The sequence below is a fragment of the Geodermatophilus maliterrae genome, from assembly GCF_041018925.1.
Classification (GTDB): Bacteria; Actinomycetota; Actinomycetes; order Mycobacteriales; family Geodermatophilaceae; genus Geodermatophilus; species Geodermatophilus maliterrae.
Genome location: NZ_JBFNXQ010000037.1, coordinates 17,694 through 33,786, shown reverse-complemented (window position 1 = coordinate 33,786; position 16,093 = coordinate 17,694). Strand labels below are relative to the sequence as shown.

Genomic DNA, 16,093 nt, shown 5'->3' with positions numbered 1-16,093 from the left:
CCATCGTGCAGCATGGGTGCCGTGGGGAACCCGACCGACTCCGGACCGAGCCTCGCCGCAGTGCGGCGTGCGGGCGCTCGGGAGTCGACCCACGGGCAGCCGGCAGGTGTGCTGCCGGCGAGCTGGAGACCACGTCGACGGCTCGCCGGACTCATGCCCGTCTATCGTGTTCCGGCCCTGGCACCTCCCAGCCGGCACGGGGGACCGAGCCGGAGAGTCAGCGACACGGGACGCTGAACCGCGGCACCGGAGCGCTCACGCGACCGCCGGTCGGTCGGCACGTGCTGCACGCGGTGCAGCACCCCGACCAGGCCACACCCACTCCCGACCCGAGGACAGAAAGTCGAGCATGACCACCAGTCCGCAGTACGCCAGCACGGGCGACTTCGCCGACGAGGACGACCGGCGGAGCTCGGGCTCGGGCCTGCTCCCCTTCCTCCTGCGCGCCGCCGTCCCCGTTGCGCTCATCACCCTGATCGTGGGCTACGTCGCCTACTCGCGCAGCGCCGAGCGGCCCGACAGCTACTCGGCGACCGCACAGGTGGTGCTGTCCTCGTCGACCAACTTCTCCCCGGTCGACGCGGGCGGCGGGAGCAACCCGGACCGGTACGTGCAGAACCAGGCCGAGATCATGACCACGGTGGGGGTGCTCGACCAGGCCGCCGTCATCCTCAACGACGGCGTCCCGGGCAGCGACCTCCGCGGCAGCATCTCGGCCGAGCCCGTCAGCGCGAGCGACGTCATCAACGTGACCGCCGAGGCCGCGGACCCGGCACTGGCCGCGCGGCGCGCCGACGCGGTGGCGAACGCCTACGCGCAGTTCACCGCCGTCCAGGTGAACGCCCTCGCCGACCAGGCGGCCGAGGCCAGCGCCTCGAACCCCGACGAGGTCCTGCAGATCCGTGCCCGTGCGGCGAGCTTCGGCGACGGGGTCCAGGTGACCCAGCCGGCGTCGGTCCCCTCGGACCCGTCCTCCCCGACCCCCAGCCGTGACGCCTACCTCGCTGCCGCCGTGGCCTTCCTGCTGTCCGCCGGGCTGGCGCTGAGCTGGCGGAGCCGGCGCCGGCCGAGCGGGTCGGACAACCTGGCGGCCGACGCCGGTGGGCCGCTCCTGGGCGAGGTCTCCGTGCCGTGGTCCGGATCCGGTGCGGCGGTGCCGCCCCGGCTCAGCGAGTACGCGTTCGCGCTCCAGGCGCTCCGCTACCGGCTGCGGGACGGTGACGCCCCGACGTTCATGCTCGCCGAGGTGGGCCGGGGCACCGGCGCCACCAGCGCCGTCCTCGGCCTGGCCGCGGCCGCCGCGGCACAGGGACGCTCCGTGGTGGTCGTGGACGCCACCTCCGACGGCAGGCTGCTGCGCCGGGTCGGCGCGTCGACGCCGCCTGTCGTGCTCACCGACTCCGTCACCCGGACTGGCGACCTGCACCAGGTGCTCCGTCGGGTGCCGGCACTGGACTCCCCCGCCGGCGGCAGCGTCCACGTGGCGCACGTGAGTCGCGGGGCCGCGGCCGCCGACGACGTCCTCGAGCGCTCGCTCGCAGCGTTGCTGCGGTCCTGCGACATCGTGCTCGTCGACGCCGGGCCGCTCGGGAGCAGCGCCGCCGCCTTCGCCCTCCTCGGCCCGGTCGGGGCCGTCGTGGCCGTGGTCCGCGGGAAGCGTGGCGGCAGGGAGCTGAAGGAGTTCCGCCGGCGTCTGGCGCTCGCCGGGCGCGAGTGCGCGGGTGTCCTCGTGACCCGGCACAGCTGGCTGCCGTCGTCGGAGCGGGACGTGCCCCCTCCTGCCGCCGCCGACCGGCTGCCCGCTTCCGCACCGGCCCTCGAGCGGGATCGCGGCGCGGCGACCGAGCCCACCGTCACGGCCGGCCGGCCGTCCTGACCACCGCTCGTCAACGCGTCACAGAGATCGGAAACCGCGTGAACCGGAACCATCCCGGGCGGGTCCTGGCCATCGGCATGGACGCTGCCGAGTCCACCCTCGTCCGGAGCCTGATCGAGTCCGGCGACCTGCCGGCGCTCGCCGCCCTGCTCGACCAGGGGACCTGGAGCCGGGTGACCGGGCCGGCCGAGTACAGCAGCGGCGCGGTCTGGCCCAGCTTCTGGTCCGGTCGGCTCGCGTGCGACCACGGGCTCTACGGCCTGTGGAACTGGGATCCCGCCGCGATGGGCATGACGTACTCCGACCCGTCCGGGATCCCCGCGTTCTGGGAGAGCCTGACCCGCGAGGGCGCGACCGTCGGCGTGCTGGACGTCCCCTTCGCCCCCCTCGTCGGCGTCACCGACGGCTTCGAGGTCGCGGAGTGGGGGCCGCACGACCGGGTCAAGGGCCGGGTCCGGGTCTCGCCCGCGTCGCTGGCCGACGTGGTCGCCGAGGAGGTCCCGCCACACCCGTTCGCCCACCCCCTCGCGCGACCGCCCTTCGAGCCGGCCCAGGTCCCCGACTTCCTCGAGCAGTGCCTCGCCGGCGTCCGCCAGCGCGGGGACCTCGCGCTGCGACTGGTCACGCGCACGCAGCCGGACGTCACCGTGGTGGTCTTCCCGGAGTCACACCACGGCGGCCACTTCCTGTGGCACACCGTGCAGCCGGACCTCTCGATGTTCGGGGACCTCCCCCGCTCCGCGTTCCCCGACAAGACACTGGTGGACGTCTACCGCGAGATCGACCGGCAGATCGGCCGGCTGGTCGAGGCCACCGGTCCGGACACGACGGTGCTCGTGTTCGCCCTCCACGGCATGGAGCCGGCGCGTGGGGTGCCCACCCTGCTCGAGCCGCTGCTCGACGAGCTCGGTCTGGCCTCCCGCGCGGTGGAAGGGGAGCGACGACGGTCGACGGTGTCGGCGCTGAAGGCGCGGATCCCGAAGCCGCTGCGCGATCTCTACTGGCGTTCGATCCCGCAGTCCACCCGCAGCCAGTGGGGCAGGGCCGCGGTCCTGCCGTCCTACGACTGGTCCCGGACGCGCGCCTTCGCCCTCCCCATCGAGCACGAGGGGCACATCCGGATCAACCTGGCCGGACGGGAGGCGCAGGGGATCGTCCCCCCGGAGGAGTACGCCGAGACCTGCGAGCAGATCGAGAAGGCGCTGCTCGCGCTGTCCACCGTGGACGGACGACCCGTGACCAGGCGCGTCATCCGGCCGCCGCGCGGCTCCCACCCCGGCGGGCTCCCCGACGTGGTCGTGCACTGGGACCCGGCGGTCTTCGAGTCGCGCGTGCAGCTGGACAGTGGCGAGACCTGGTGCATGCGGCGCGAGCAGTCGGGCCAGCACGCCCTGGACGGCTTCTTCCTCACCAACGCCCCGCAGCTGACCGGTGCCGACGACGGGACGGTCGCCGCCGAGGAGATCCACCAGCTCATCGCCGCGGCGCTGCAGCGGTGATCCTCGACTTCGACGACGCCGCGGTCGGCACCGACCACGTCGCGGACGTCTGCATCGTGGGCGCCGGCATCGCCGGGCTCGCCATCGCGCGTGAGCTCATGGACACCCCGACGACGGTCCTGCTCGTGGAGAGCGGTGGCTTCGCACCGGAGGCCGCGGTCAGCCGGCTCAACGAGGGCGAGAACATCGGCCTCGGCCTGGGTCTGGAGACCGGGCGGGCCAGGACCTTCGGCGGCACGGGGACCGTCTGGCCCGGCCAGTGCATCCGCATGGACCCCTCCGACCTCGAACCCCGGGACTGGGTGCCCGAGAGCGGCTGGCCCGTCTCGGCGGCCGACCTCGACCCCTGGTACGACCGTGCCGAGCAGTGGCTGGGTGTCCCGGCGGAGGCGTCCGACGAGCAGGCCTGGCGCCGGTACGGCCTGGTGCCGCCCGCGGTGGACCCGGACCTCCTGGCCCACAAGTCCGCGGTCTACAGTCCCCGTCCCGACGTCGGCGCCCTGCACCGCCGCGTGTTCGAGCGCTCGGACCGGGTCCGGGTGCTGCTGCACGCCACGGCGGCGGAGATCCGCACCGAGGCCGGCGGCACCGTCGCCAGCGAACTCGAGGTGCGGTCCCTCTCGGGCCGCACCGGGCGGGTCCGGGCCGGGACGTTCGTGCTCTGCGGGGGTGGCATCGAGAACGCGCGCCTGATGCTGCTGTCGAAGCTCGGGTCCGACACCGTCGGGCAGTACCTGCAGGACCACCCCACCATCTGGGCCGACGTCGCCGCCGACCGGCCGGCTGCGCTGCAGGAGTTCTACAACGTCCTCGGCCGCGGCAGGGTCCGCTACGTCCCCCGTCTGCGGCTGGGCTACGCGACGCAGCGCCGGCAGCAGGTCCTCAACGCGATCGCGACCTTCGTCTACGACACCACGGTCACCCCTGGGCTCGCTGCGGCCCGGGAGATCTCCAGCGCTCTGCAGGAGCGGCGCCGGCCCGCCCAGCTGGGCAGGGCCGAGCTCGGTGGAGCGCTGCACGAGCTCGACCGCGTGGCGAGCGCCGGTTGGCGGCGGTTCGTGCGCGGCCGCCCCAGCGCCGGCCCACTCGACCGGATGCAGGTGAAGATCCTCGTGGAGCAGGCGCCGAACCGCGAGAGCCGGATCTCGCTGTCGTCCGAGCGGGACGCGCTGGGCCTGCCCCGGGTGTCCGTGGACTGGCGACTGACCGAGCTGGAGCGCCGGACCACCCGTGTGTTCACCGACGTGCTCGACGGAGAGCTGCGCCGGCTGGGACTCGGCCGGCTCACCGGGACCGAGTGGCTCGACGGAGACGACTGGGCCGGCGGGTTCGAGGACGCCTACCACCCCATCGGCAGCACGCGCATGTCCACCGACCCGGCGCGGGGTGTCGTGGACCGTGACTGCCGGGTCCACGGTCTCGACGGTCTCTACGTGTGCGGGTCCTCGGTGTTCCCCACGGGGGGCTACGCCAACCCGACGCTCACCATCGTGGCGCTGGCCCTGCGGCTCGCGCACCACCTCAGGCTGCGGCCGGACCGGGTGCCGTCGTGGACGTGACCGTCGTCGTCACGACCGTCGGCGGGCCCTGGCTCACCGGACAACTGGCCGCCCTGGCACGGCAGACCCGGCCGCCGGCCCAACTCGTCGTCGTCAACAACGGGCCGGCCGGTGCGGTCGACGCAGTGGTGGACGCGTGGCGCGAGGCCCTGCCCCAGATGGAGCTCGTCGAGGACCGGTCCGCGGCCATCTGCGGGCACGCACGCAACGTCGGCGCAGCCCGTGCCCGCCAGCCCGGCATCCTCTTCCTCGACGACGACGACGTCGTCGACCCCGGGTACGTGGCAGCGATGGGCGACGCGCTCGACCGCGGTGAGCTGGCTGCGGCGAGCATCGACCTCGAGCAGCTGAACACCGACCGGCTGGCCGCCCGATGGGGCGACATGCAGGCCGCGGGGCCGATGACCTACCACGACTTCCTGCCCTGGGTCATCGGCGGTGCCATGGGGATCCGGCAGAAGACGTTCCACGAGGTCGACGGCTTCGACACCAGCCTCCTCGTCGGGGAGGACACCGACCTCAGCTGGCGCGCCCAGCTGGACGCCGACGCCCGCATCGTGTTCGCGCCGGACGCGCGGATCTCCTACCGGCTGCGGACCGCCGCCCGACCGGCCTTCCGCCAGGCTCGGAGCTGGGCCTCCTGGGAGGTCGAGCTGTACCGGCGGTACCGGTCCCGCGGTCTGGTCGCCGGCGGCAGCCGGTTGCGGGCCCTGCTGCGCTGGGCCCGGCCGCTCCTCCTCCTGATCCGCGCCCGGCAGTCCGAGGACGTCGTCGTCGCGGCCCGGCAGCTCGGGGCGTGCGTCGGCAGGCTGGAAGGGAGCGTGCGTCATCGCCACCTGCACCTGTGACGGTGGTCCGGTCCGCTGGGGCCGGGACCGGAGAGGACGAGCGCTGTGACCACCCTCCCCCGGACCGCTGACCCGGGACAGCGGCCCGCCACGGCGGTGACCGGCACCCCGGTGGTCGACACCCCGGTGGACGGCACTCCGGTGGTCGACGCGGCGGCCGGCCCGGTGACCGCCGGAGGGACCGCCACGCCTCGCGGCGCAGCGCCTACGGCACGAGCCGGCCGCAGCGTCCCGCCGGCGTGGTACCTCCGCCTGGTCTCGGTCCTGGTGGTCCTGCTCGTGGTGACGCAGCGCATCGGTGTCCCGGCCGGTGGCGAGACCACGTCGATCGCCATCCCGATGGCATACGCCTTCGTCGCGATCTCGCTGGCATCGCGGTTGCTCACCGTGAGCCGGCTCCGGGCCGGGCTCTTCACCGTCGCGGTCAGCGCGATCCTGCTGACCACGGCCGCCGTGTCGTGGCTGGGGTGGGGCGCGGACTTCTCGATGTCCTCGCTGCTGCTCCTCCTCGTGATCTACCTCCCGTGGGTCCTGCGGGCCCGGGATCCCTACGGCGCCGCCGTCGTGGCCCAGGCCGGCCGCACGTTCGTGTGGACCATGCTCGTGCTCTCGGTGCTGGGGGCCGCCCAGCTGGCCGCCCAGTTCGCCGGCGTGTGGACCTGGGAGGACTACCTCGGTGACGTCGTCCCCGGGGAGTACCTCATCCCCGACTACAACTTCACCAACGAGCTGACCTACGGGCACTACATCGCCAAGGGCACCGCGTTCGTGCTGCTGGAGCCGTCGTTCCTCTCGCAGTTCTGCGCCGTCGCCATCCTCGTCGGCATCATGCTCCGCGTCCGCACCTGGAAGCTGCTGGTGCTGGCCGGTGGCCTCGGCTCCGCCGTCTCCGGCACCGGCCTGATCCTGCTCGCCGTCGGCGGTGTCCTGCTGCTGCTCCGCGCGCCGCGCCGCCTGCACATCGGCTACGTGCTCACGGCCGCCGTGGTGCCCGTGGTGATCCTCGAGAGCCCCGTGGGTGAGTACTTCCTCGCGCGGGACGACGAGCTGAGCTCCCAGAACACCAGCGGCTACTCCCGCTTCGTGGCCCCGTTCGAGCAGGTGTGGAACGGGTTGCTGGACGAGCCGCTGCGGTTGTTCGTGGGCAACGGTCCCGGCTCGGTCACCCGCGTCCTCCTCAGCGCGGACAACGGCGGCGTCGACGTCAACTACTCGGTCCTGCCGAAGCTCGCCCTCGAGTACGGGATCCTCGCCGGGGGGCTCTTCGTCCTCTTCCTGGTGCTGGCGCTGGTCGACCGGGCACCGTGGCGCGTGGTGCCCGCGGCCCTCGTGTTCATGGTCTTCGTGCTCTCCGGTGCCCTGCTGCAACCGCAGACGGCCTACCTCGTCTGGCTGCTGTCCGGGATCGGCGCCAGCCACCGGCCGCCGGACATCTCCCTGGCCCGCGGCGGCTGATCCTCGCGGCCCGCGGCAGCCGAACGGGCGCGGGCGCGCAGCCGGCCGGCGCTCGTCGGTCCGCCGGCGGTGTCCCCGGCCCGGCGGCCGACGGACCTCACCGGCCTCGGGGTCCGCACGCTCGCGGGCCGGCCGGGCGCCCAGCACCCCGCACCGCGGACCCGGTCCTGCAGCGACGCGACAGCCTCCTGCCCGACCCGACGTGGACGAGGTCGGGCTCAAGCCGGGTCGAGGGCGCCGTCCCGCTCGGCTCCCGAGGACGGCCGGTCGACCGGTCGCTCACCGGGACTGTCCGTCCCCCGGCGCATCAGGACGATCGCCCGCCACCACAGCGCCGGGCTCACCACCACCTGGGCCAGGGACAGCCCCAGGGCGGCCCCGGGCGCTCCGGCGAGCTGCAGGCCGGTGAGCCCGAACACGAAGAACCCGGGGGCCAGCATGGCGTTGATCCGGAACGTCTCCTTGGCGAACCCTCGGGCCACCAGGAGCGTGTTGGCCCCGAAACCCACCGCGCTCGCCACGACACCGACCAGGGTCGCGGGCAGCACCGCCTCGGCGGAGGTCCACGTGTCGCCGAGGAGGAAGACCCCGGCCGCGTCGGGCAGGGCCACGGCGACCACCCCCCACACCACGTTCGCCAGCAGGAGGACCCCGGACAGGACCATGGCGGTCTGGAGCGCGCGGCGTCCCCCGGGCCGGCGACGGGCGATCTCGGGTATGGCGAAGGCCTGCAGGGCGAAGGTCAGCAGGTTCAGGGGCCCGAGGACGACCTGTGCCGCACGCAGCGCGCCGACGTCCGCCGGACTGCCCAGCGCGGCGATGAGCAGGAGGGTGAGCTGGCTCGCGCCCATGACGGCGATGAAGGACGCCAGGTAGTACTTGAGCAGGTCACGCTGCGCAGCCACCCAGCCGATGGCCGTGCGCACCGTCGGGCGCCCGCGGAACTGGACGATCCCCAACAGGGACACCAGCAGGGCGGCGCCACCCCAGGCGATGAGGAGCGTCGCGGCACTCTGGCGGTCCAGCGCGATGAAGGCGGCGACGAGGCCCACCTGGACCACGCCCCACACCGAGTCGTTGACGAAGGCGGCCCGGGGCCGGCCCTCGGTGATGAAGACCATCCGCCACATGTCCTGCAGCAGCAGGCCGGGCATCAGCGCGCCCATCCAGAGCAGCGACGTCCCGAGCGGCCCCCCGAGGAAGAACAGCCCGGCCGCGGCGACGACCACGCCGGCCGCGATGCCGAGCAGCACGGTGGCCCCGGTGGCCGACTGGGCGGCGGCCCGGTACTGCTCGGGCCCCGCGGACGCGTAGCGGACCGCGAGCGGCCGGCTGATCATCGCCCGTCCACCGGCGATGAGGAACGAGTAGATGGTGAAGGCCACGGAGAAGGCGCCGAACCCGTCGACGGACAGGGCCCTGGCGGCGAGGACCGACAGGAGCAGGTTGGTGGCGCTCGACACGGCCTGGTCGGCCAGGTTCCAGCCGGCCCGACCGAGCACCCCCCGCAGTCCCCGCCCGCGGGCAGCGCGGAGCCGGGCACGCAGGGACACGCGCTGCAGGCTACCGGCCACACCGGGCGCTGACGGCCGAGGACCGGTCCCGTGCACCGGATGGGGGACACGGCCGAGCGGGGCTCGTGGTCACTCGCGCGGTGCCACGCCGTTCGGGGAGAACCCGTGCCCCGACGGCGCCGGGTGCGCCCGCCGTCGCGAGCGCACCCGGCGGGTTCCGTCAGAAGAGGTCGCGGTAGGCCGCGGCCGCCTCCGGCATGCGGGTGGCGCCGTGGAGCAGCCAGCGCCGGCCGTCCTTGTCGACGTTGAACTGGACCTCGTAGAGGAGCTGCCCCGGCCCGCTGCCGGCGTTGGCGGCGAAGAACTCGTGCATGCCCTCGATGAAGGCGACCGAGTCACCCTCGTCGGCGTTGCCCGACCACTCCCCCAGCGACAGGGGCAGCCCGACGCTGCGGGCGAAGTCGAGGTGTGCCTGCAGGCCCTTGGGGGCGCCGTAGCCGTCGGTCTCGACGAGGGACTCCTGCCACTCCTCGCGCGTGTCCACGTACGGCCACTGGTTGTAGTAGTCGACCCCCATGACGTCGACGTGCTCGGCGCCGGGGAAGATCTCCCGCCAGTCGAGGTCGTTGTCGCTGGAGTCGCGGTTGACGCAGAAGACCAGTTGCGCGGCCGGGAAGATCTCCTGCTGCAGCGCCCTGAACCGCTGCCAGGAGCGGATGAAGTCGTCCGCCTCGCCGGGCGCCACCGACCACGGGAACCACGTGCCGTTCATCTCGTGGGCGAAGCGGATGTAGGTGGTGCCCTTGGCCCCGCGCAGCTCACGGAGGTTGGTCAGGGACTCCCGCCAGCGCGCGTCGTAGGCACCGTCGGCGGCCTCGGCCCAGCTCTCGTCGTCGCTGATGCCGCCGATCGCGATGTCGAGGGACTCCTGCCACGACCCGTACTCCCCGTCCGGGTGCAGCTGCCACAGCTCGACCATCGCCTCGTTGTTGTCCGACCACGTGCCGGCGATCCCGAGGGGAGTACCTCGCCATGCCGCCAGGGACCCGTCGGAGACACCCACACCGGACGCACCGGACAGCCAGGTGCCCGCAGGGAGGGACGACCGGGTCGCCACGCCGGTCCCGGCGGGCTGCGGCGTCGCGGTGCCGGTCTCCCCGGCCACCTCGTCACCGGTCGCCACGCTCGTCCCCTCGCCCGGCTGCTCGCCCGTTCCCGAGGACGGGACGGCCGCCGGTCCCTGCGGGACGTCCTCGGGGGTCGCAGCGGCCGCCGACGGGACCGTGCCGGTCGTCGGGACCGCCGCGGGCGCACCGGCGGGGCGTGCGCTGCGGTGACCGCTCCACGAGCGGAACCACGAGCCCGCGTCCTCCCACGCGGCGCGCCCGTTCTCGTGCCACCGGGCGGAGGTCGCGCTGTCGGTGACGACCTCACCGTCGCCCCCCACGGAGTGGGCGACGCCGTACACCGCCGACAGGACCAGGACGAGGCCCATGGCGTAGGCGAGGAAGCCGTGCGCGTGACGTCCCCGGGAGCTCCTGCGCCCGTCCCGCGTCAGGGGGCGGCTCCTGCCGATCACCTCGAGTCCTGTGCCGCGCTGCGTGCGCCGGTGGGGACGGGCGCCGGATCCGGTCACCCACGGCTCGCGGGCGATCACCACCGGGAGCTCACGGGTCACGGCGGGCCGGCGGGAGGTCGAGCCGTGGTGCGGCCCCGGGCCCTCGACGGATGTCCGCTCCTGGCGGAGGGCGCCGTCCGGACGAGGACGCGGCCCCTGGATCAGGTGCACGACGCCGTCCGCGTCCGGGTGGGCGGACTCGGCGGCCCGCGGCGCCGGCGAGGCAGCGGCGGACCTGCTGTCGGTGTGGAGCGAGGCGCGCTCGTACGCGTGGCGGGCCATCAGTCCCGGCCCCCGAGGAGCGGCGCAGGCCGGCTCCGGTCGGGGTTCGCAGGGAGGCGCGCGGATCGCACGGCGCGCGACGAGGGGAAGGGATGGATCAAGGGAAGACGTCCTCCGCGCGTCCGACACTCGGCGTGATCGGACGAATTTCGACAACGACCTCGGGATGCTCGCACAAGCACTCCGCACTCGTATAGTCACGCCCAGTATTCCCGAGCCCGGCTGGTCACTCCTGTCACACGGCTCTCACCGGGACGACTCCGGCCGGGTCGTGTCGCGGTGTCGCCCCCGCCGGCCCGGTGACCACCCGGGCGGTGCGCTGGATCGTGCCGCAGGGGCCCGTCGTCCGGCTGCGCCGCCTCAGGGCTGGGGGTGCCGGGGTGGCGCGGTCCCGCTCGAACCGAGCACGGGCGGTCGAGCGTCCTTGAGCCGGAGGGCCGGCCCCTCCACCGTCACCCAGGACAGCGCAGCCAGCGCCAGGGCCAGGGCCAGGCTGATGAGCACGAAGGGCACCGGCCCGAGCGTGCCGGCACCGGAGAGCAGCAGGAGGAGCTGCACGGGCCAGTGGTACACGTAGAGCCCGTAGGACAGGTCCCAGGACGGCGTCCAGCGCAGCGGCAGCCGGACCATCCCGTAGACGCACAGGTAGGCGAAGCACAACGCACCCACCACGCGGTAGTCGGGGAGAAACGAACCGGCGAGGACGACGGCCGCGCTGAGCAGGGCCCAGAGGCCTCGTACGGGGACGACGTCGGCGAACAGGAACGCGGCCGCGCCGAGCAGGAACACGAGGAGGAAGCGCAGCAGCTGGTCGTTGGCCAGCAGCGGGACGTCGAACGGAACGAGGCCGGCGTGCTCGAGGAGCACGGCGACCCACACGGCGGCGCACAGGGCCAGGACCCCCCAGCGGCTGCGCCGGAGGACCGCGGTGACGCCGAGCAGCCCGACCACCGCGTAGCAGAAGGCCTCGTACTGCAGGGTCCACAGCGACCCGTCGAAGACCGTCTCGCCGTTGCCCGCGGTGATGCCCGCGATCTCGTACTGCAGGACGGCAGGGCGGCGTTCGCCAGCACGTACCGCCACGCCGGGTCCTCCGCGGCCGTGAAGACCGATGCAGGCGCCCGTCCGACGAGCGCGGCCGCCAGCGGAGCGGCGACGACCGCGGTCACGACCAGACAGCCCCAGAAGCCGGGCACGATCCTCAGGAACCGGTGCCAGACGAACCGGCCGGGCGCGCTCAGACTCAGGAAGCTGCGGGTCACCAGGAACCCACTCAGGACGAAGAAGCCGTCGACCGCGAGGTCTCCGAGCAGGGTGGCCCCGAGGTGGGGCTGCCAGCCGAAGCCGACGGCGAGTGCGTGCGCCACGGCAACGACGCCGGCCAGCCCCAGGCGCATCATGGCCAGGCTGTTGCGCCGAGGGTCGAAGGCCCGCTCGAGCGTCTCCGTCCGCCGACGAGGCGCTCCGACGTCGCCACCGCGGACGTCGGGCTCATGGTCCGCCACAGGGGTCGACGGCCGGGCAGGGTGCGACTGCGGGCTCCGCTCGCCGGCCACGACCACCCCTTTCCCCCCGACCCGGTCCGGTCGGCTCGTCCCCGGCACGCCTCGAGTGCGGACGCCGGTTAGCCCCTCTGGCGGGGCAGAGTTCGCACGGTGCAACCTACCCTCACCCGAGGTGAGATTAGGCAGCCACCAGGCGTTCGCCCGAGCGACCCTCGCCCGGGGCGAACCGTGTACTCTCCGGCACTGGATCGGCACGTTCCGCCGCCACGAGGGCGCTCGGGTCGGCCAGGCGAGAAGGCAGGTCGACATGGCGGCGCGTCTCATGCGGATCGGCGAGCTCGCCGAGCGGACGGGGCTGTCGCTGCCGACGATCCGCCACTACGACGAGACCGGACTGCTCAGTCCGTCGGCCCGGACCGCCGGCAAGTTCCGGATGTACAGCGAGGCCGACTACGAGAAGTTGATGGTGATCCGCCGCATGAAGCCACTCGGCTTCAGCGTCGACGAGATGCGACAGGTCCTCGACGTCGTGGAGGGTCTACGGGATGAGCGCGGCACCGCGGACGCCGAGCGCGGACTGCTCCTGGACCGCCTGCGTGCCTTCATCACCGACGCCACCTCGCGACGGGACAGGTTGAAGCGGAACCTCGACTGGGCCGACGACTTCATCGCCGTGCTCCGCACCGAGGAACTCCGCACCGAGGAACTCCGTGCCGAGGAGCAGAGCGCGATGGGCGGCCGGCCCGACCCCGTGGCGCGGCCGGGCGGTCACCGGGACGCGGTGGCACCGTCGTCCCGGTGACCCCGCCGGCCGAGGACCGACCGCCCGGCGCCGCTGCGGGCCCTCTGGCGCGCAGCGGCGCGGGACCGCTCAGCGTGCGGCAGTGGCGGCGCCGGTGAGCGCGGGCGTCCCGAAGAACCGTTCGTCCTGCTCGGCGCGCAGCCGGTCGACGAGCCGGCCGGTCGGCAGCTCGACGTCGCCGTAGCCGATCACCTCGTCCTTGGCCACGTCCCGCAGCAGCCGCGCCCCCTCGGCGAGGCCGAGGGGGAGGAGCCGGTCCCGGTGGGTGACGTCGGCCCGCTCCGCCTCGCCGTAGTAGTGGTAGCCGCCCGGCCGGTCGAGGACGGTGCCGGCCGTCAGGTCGGTCTTGGCCATCGTGACGACGTCGACCTGCGGCGCGCCCATCGGCCGGATCGCCGGGTCGCCGAGCAGGGCCACCCGCGCGACCGTCGTCGGCACCTCGAAGTGGCACAGGTGGTAGGGCGTGTAGAAGCTGTACAGCGGCCCCGTGCCGAGCTTGTACAGCTCCAGGTAGTGCCGCTGCTTCGGGTCGTCGTGCTCGCCGAGCACGTAGATCCCCGGCCCCGGCTGCGCGCCGACCACGTAGTCGACCGCGCCGCCGAGCGCATGCAGTTCCTCGACGTCGTACATCCCGGTGAGCTCGTCGACGTGCCCGTGGTGGTCCCGTCCGAGCATCCCGCGCCTGTGCACGCTGAAGCCCGCGGCGTTGGCGACCAGGGCCTCCTCGACGCTGACCTTGGTGCCGTCGGCGAAGCTGGTGACCATCCAGGGGTCCTGACCCCACCGCTTCGCGAACCCCTCCTGGGTGGTGGGGTTGCGGTACGGGTCCTGCAGGCCCTTGATGTTGCCGGCCACGAGCGGCCGCAGCCCGATCTGCCGGACGAACCGGATGAGGTTCATCTGCACGGCGGGCTGGTCGCCGTCGGCGCCGGAGTAGACGACGCCGGCCGCGTCGGCCTTCGTCACCAGCAGCGGACCGAGCGTGGCGTCGACCTCGGCGTTGAGCAGCACCAGGTGCTTGCCGCCGGCGATGACGGCGAGCGCGAGCTCCGCCCCGAAGGCGACCGCGCCGGTGGCGTCCACGACGACGTCGACGGCGTCACTGCCGGCCACCAGCGCGATGTCGTCGGTGACCGCGACGTCACCGGCCGCGGCGATCCGGACGACGTCGGCGGCCGACTCCGCGGCCACCGGTGACGCGCCGGCCTCGGTGACGATCGCGTGGGCCTTGGCCGGCGTCCGGTTGCAGACGACGGTCAGCTGCACGCCCGGCGTGCTGTTGACCACCTGGTTGACCAGGCCCTTGGCCATGAACCCGGCGCCGACGAGGCCCATGCGGACCGGCCGGCCGTCGGTCTGCCGCTGGCGCAGCAGCGTGTCGATCGCGATCACGCGGGGGCCCCCGCACGGAAGCGCTCGGCGTTGGCCTCGGCGTCGAAGGGCGCCCAGCCGGCGTCCTTGTCACTGATCACGGTGACCTCGCGCGGCCAGGTGAGACCGAACGCGGGGTCGTCGTACCGGTACCCGACCTCGGCTCCGGGCGCGTACGGGACGCTGACCATGTAGAGCACCTCGGTGTCGTCGGTCAGCGTCTGGTAGGCGTGCGCCAGGTGCGGGGGCAGATAGAGACCGTGACGGTTCTCCGCCGACAGCTCGACCATCACGTGCTGCAGGTACGTGGGCGAGTCGGGCCGCACGTCGACGGCGACGTCGACGATCGCGCCGCGGGTGCACCGGATGAACTTCGACTCCGGGTGCCCGGGCACCGACAGGTGCAGGCCGCGCAGCGTCCCCGCGCGGTGGTTCCAGGAGACGTTGCACTGGGCGACCTCGGAGCGCATGCCGTGCGCCTCGAACTCGGTCGTGTCGAACGAGCGGGCGAACCCGCCGCGCTCGTCGGTGAACGGCTCCATCTCGACGAGGTGGACGCCGTCGACCTCGAGGGGCGTGTACCTCACAGGGAGGCCTTCCAGAACAGCTGGGGGTCGACCTGGGACGTGCGCATCAGGTACTCGATCTGCTTGAGCCGGGTGTGGCCGCGGCCGGTGAAGGTGGCCTCGTCCATGTCGATGGACTCGAAGACCCGGTGCAGCTGGGCGGCGCCGGCCTTGGCGTCCCAGTCGGTGTCGTATCCGGGCAGGACCTCGCGGATGCGGTCGAAGGCGACCCGGTAGCTGCGGTTGTCGGCGCTGGGGTCGCCGAAGGTGAGCTCGCAGCCGGGGAACTCGGCGGCGACGATCTCGGCGATGTCGCGGACGCGGTAGTTGTTGGCCTCGCTGCCCACGTTGAAGACCTCGCCGTGCACCCGCTCGCGGGGGCTCTCCAGCGTCATGCGGATGGCCTTGGCGATGTCGAGCGCGTGGACCAGCGGGCGCCAGGGCGAGCCGTCGCTGGTCATGGCGATCTTCCCCGTCGTCCAGGCCAGGCCGGAGAGGTTGTTCAGCACGATGTCGAAGCGCATCCGCGGGCTGGCGCCGAAGGCCGTGGCGTTGCGCAGGAACGTAGGGGAGAAGCCGTCCGTGGCCAGGGCCGTGACGTCGCGCTCGACCAGCGCCTTGCACCGCGCGTAGGACGTCTGCGGCGAGACCGGGCTGCTCTCGTCGACGGTGCCCTCGGCGACGCCGTAGACGCTGCACGAGGACATGTAGACGAAGCGCGGGACACCCGCGACCTTCGCGGCCTCGGCAAGGTGCACCGACCCGTGGTGGTTGATGTCGTAGGTGACGTCGCCGATGAGGTCACCGATCGGGTCGTTGGACAGCTCGGCCATGTGCACGATCGCCTCGACGCCCTCGAGGTGCTCGGGGCCCAGACGCCGGATGTCGAGCGCGAGCGTCTCGGGGACGTGCTCGAGGCCCGGGTAGAGCCAGCCGTTCTTGTAGTAGCCGGTGTCGACGCCGACGACGTTGTGACCCGCACGGAGCAGCTCCTGTGCGGTCAGGCAGCCGAGGTACCCCTCGGTGCCGGTGACCATGACTCGCAAGACCGGAATCCTCCTGATGTTCGGCGCGGCTCACGATGAGCCGGCGCACGCGACGCAACCGGCGGATCGTGGACCCCTCAGTCGCTGCGGCAGCCGCGGGCGCCGCGGACTGCGTGCACCGGCGAACGCTACAGCGGGGACGGCCGGGGGTC

Annotated in this window: 12 protein-coding genes; 6 read left to right on the top strand and 6 right to left on the bottom strand. The window is 73.3% G+C overall.

What is annotated here, in order from left to right; genetic code table 11:
* Positions 1-349: 349 nt before the first annotated feature.
* Genes ABQ292_RS13140 through ABQ292_RS13120 form a run of 5 tightly spaced genes read left to right on the top strand, consistent with a single transcriptional unit; the run spans position 350 to position 7,237 of the window.
* Positions 350-1,876 carry a hypothetical protein gene (locus tag ABQ292_RS13140; RefSeq protein ID WP_369207017.1) on the top strand — a complete coding sequence of 509 codons (1,527 nt, stop codon included), beginning with the start codon at positions 350-352 and terminating at the stop codon, positions 1,874-1,876.
* 38 nt (positions 1,877-1,914) lie between these two features.
* The gene (locus ABQ292_RS13135) at positions 1,915-3,375 is read left to right on the top strand and encodes an alkaline phosphatase family protein (RefSeq protein WP_369207015.1); all 1,461 of its coding nucleotides are present in this window, start codon (positions 1,915-1,917) and stop codon (positions 3,373-3,375) included.
* Positions 3,372-4,934 (top strand): GMC oxidoreductase, encoded by a 1,563-nt coding sequence (locus ABQ292_RS13130; protein ID WP_369207013.1) that lies wholly within the window; start codon positions 3,372-3,374, stop codon positions 4,932-4,934. Before ABQ292_RS13135 ends, ABQ292_RS13130 begins: the two co-directional genes overlap by 4 nt.
* Complete coding sequence (locus tag ABQ292_RS13125) at positions 4,931-5,782, top strand: glycosyltransferase family 2 protein (RefSeq protein WP_369207011.1); 852 nt, start codon at positions 4,931-4,933, stop codon at positions 5,780-5,782. The genes ABQ292_RS13130 and ABQ292_RS13125 overlap by 4 nt, the downstream gene beginning before the upstream one ends.
* Before the next feature lie 45 nt (positions 5,783-5,827).
* The gene (locus ABQ292_RS13120; RefSeq protein ID WP_369207009.1) at positions 5,828-7,237 is read left to right on the top strand and encodes a hypothetical protein; all 1,410 of its coding nucleotides are present in this window, start codon (positions 5,828-5,830) and stop codon (positions 7,235-7,237) included.
* Positions 7,238-7,455: 218 nt separating this feature from the next.
* Here the strand turns inward: ABQ292_RS13120 and ABQ292_RS13115 are convergent, their stop codons facing one another.
* The 3 genes from ABQ292_RS13115 to ABQ292_RS13105 all read right to left on the bottom strand — a co-directional run bounded on the left by ABQ292_RS13115 (position 7,456) and on the right by ABQ292_RS13105 (position 11,734).
* Complete coding sequence (locus ABQ292_RS13115) at positions 7,456-8,790, bottom strand: MATE family efflux transporter (RefSeq protein WP_369207007.1); 1,335 nt, start codon at positions 8,788-8,790, stop codon at positions 7,456-7,458.
* A 181-nt stretch (positions 8,791-8,971) separates the two neighbouring features.
* A complete protein-coding gene (locus tag ABQ292_RS13110; RefSeq protein ID WP_369207005.1) occupies positions 8,972-10,330 on the bottom strand; it encodes a glycosyl hydrolase in 1,359 nt (452 codons plus the stop codon).
* Positions 10,331-11,011: 681 nt separating this feature from the next.
* A complete protein-coding gene (locus tag ABQ292_RS13105) occupies positions 11,012-11,734 on the bottom strand; it encodes an acyltransferase family protein (protein ID WP_369207003.1) in 723 nt (240 codons plus the stop codon).
* Between the two features lie 729 nt (positions 11,735-12,463).
* On the opposite strand from ABQ292_RS13105, the gene ABQ292_RS13100 reads away from it, so the two are divergent.
* Positions 12,464-12,958, top strand: a complete 495-nt coding sequence (locus ABQ292_RS13100) for a MerR family transcriptional regulator (protein WP_369207001.1) — start codon at positions 12,464-12,466, stop codon at positions 12,956-12,958.
* A 69-nt stretch (positions 12,959-13,027) separates the two neighbouring features.
* Here the strand turns inward: ABQ292_RS13100 and ABQ292_RS13095 are convergent, their stop codons facing one another.
* The 3 genes from ABQ292_RS13095 to ABQ292_RS13085 are packed head-to-tail and all read right to left on the bottom strand — an operon-like array spanning position 13,028 to position 15,932.
* On the bottom strand, positions 13,028-14,350 hold the full coding sequence (locus tag ABQ292_RS13095) for an NAD(P)H-dependent oxidoreductase (RefSeq protein WP_369206999.1): 1,323 nt from the start codon (positions 14,348-14,350) through the stop codon (positions 13,028-13,030).
* Entirely contained in the window at positions 14,347-14,916 is a 570-nt protein-coding gene (locus tag ABQ292_RS13090) for a dTDP-4-dehydrorhamnose 3,5-epimerase family protein (RefSeq protein ID WP_369206997.1), read from the bottom strand. Before ABQ292_RS13090 ends, ABQ292_RS13095 begins: the two co-directional genes overlap by 4 nt.
* Positions 14,913-15,932, bottom strand: a complete 1,020-nt coding sequence (locus tag ABQ292_RS13085; protein ID WP_369207041.1) for an NAD-dependent epimerase/dehydratase family protein — start codon at positions 15,930-15,932, stop codon at positions 14,913-14,915. The genes ABQ292_RS13090 and ABQ292_RS13085 overlap by 4 nt, the downstream gene beginning before the upstream one ends.
* Positions 15,933-16,093: the final 161 nt, after the last annotated feature.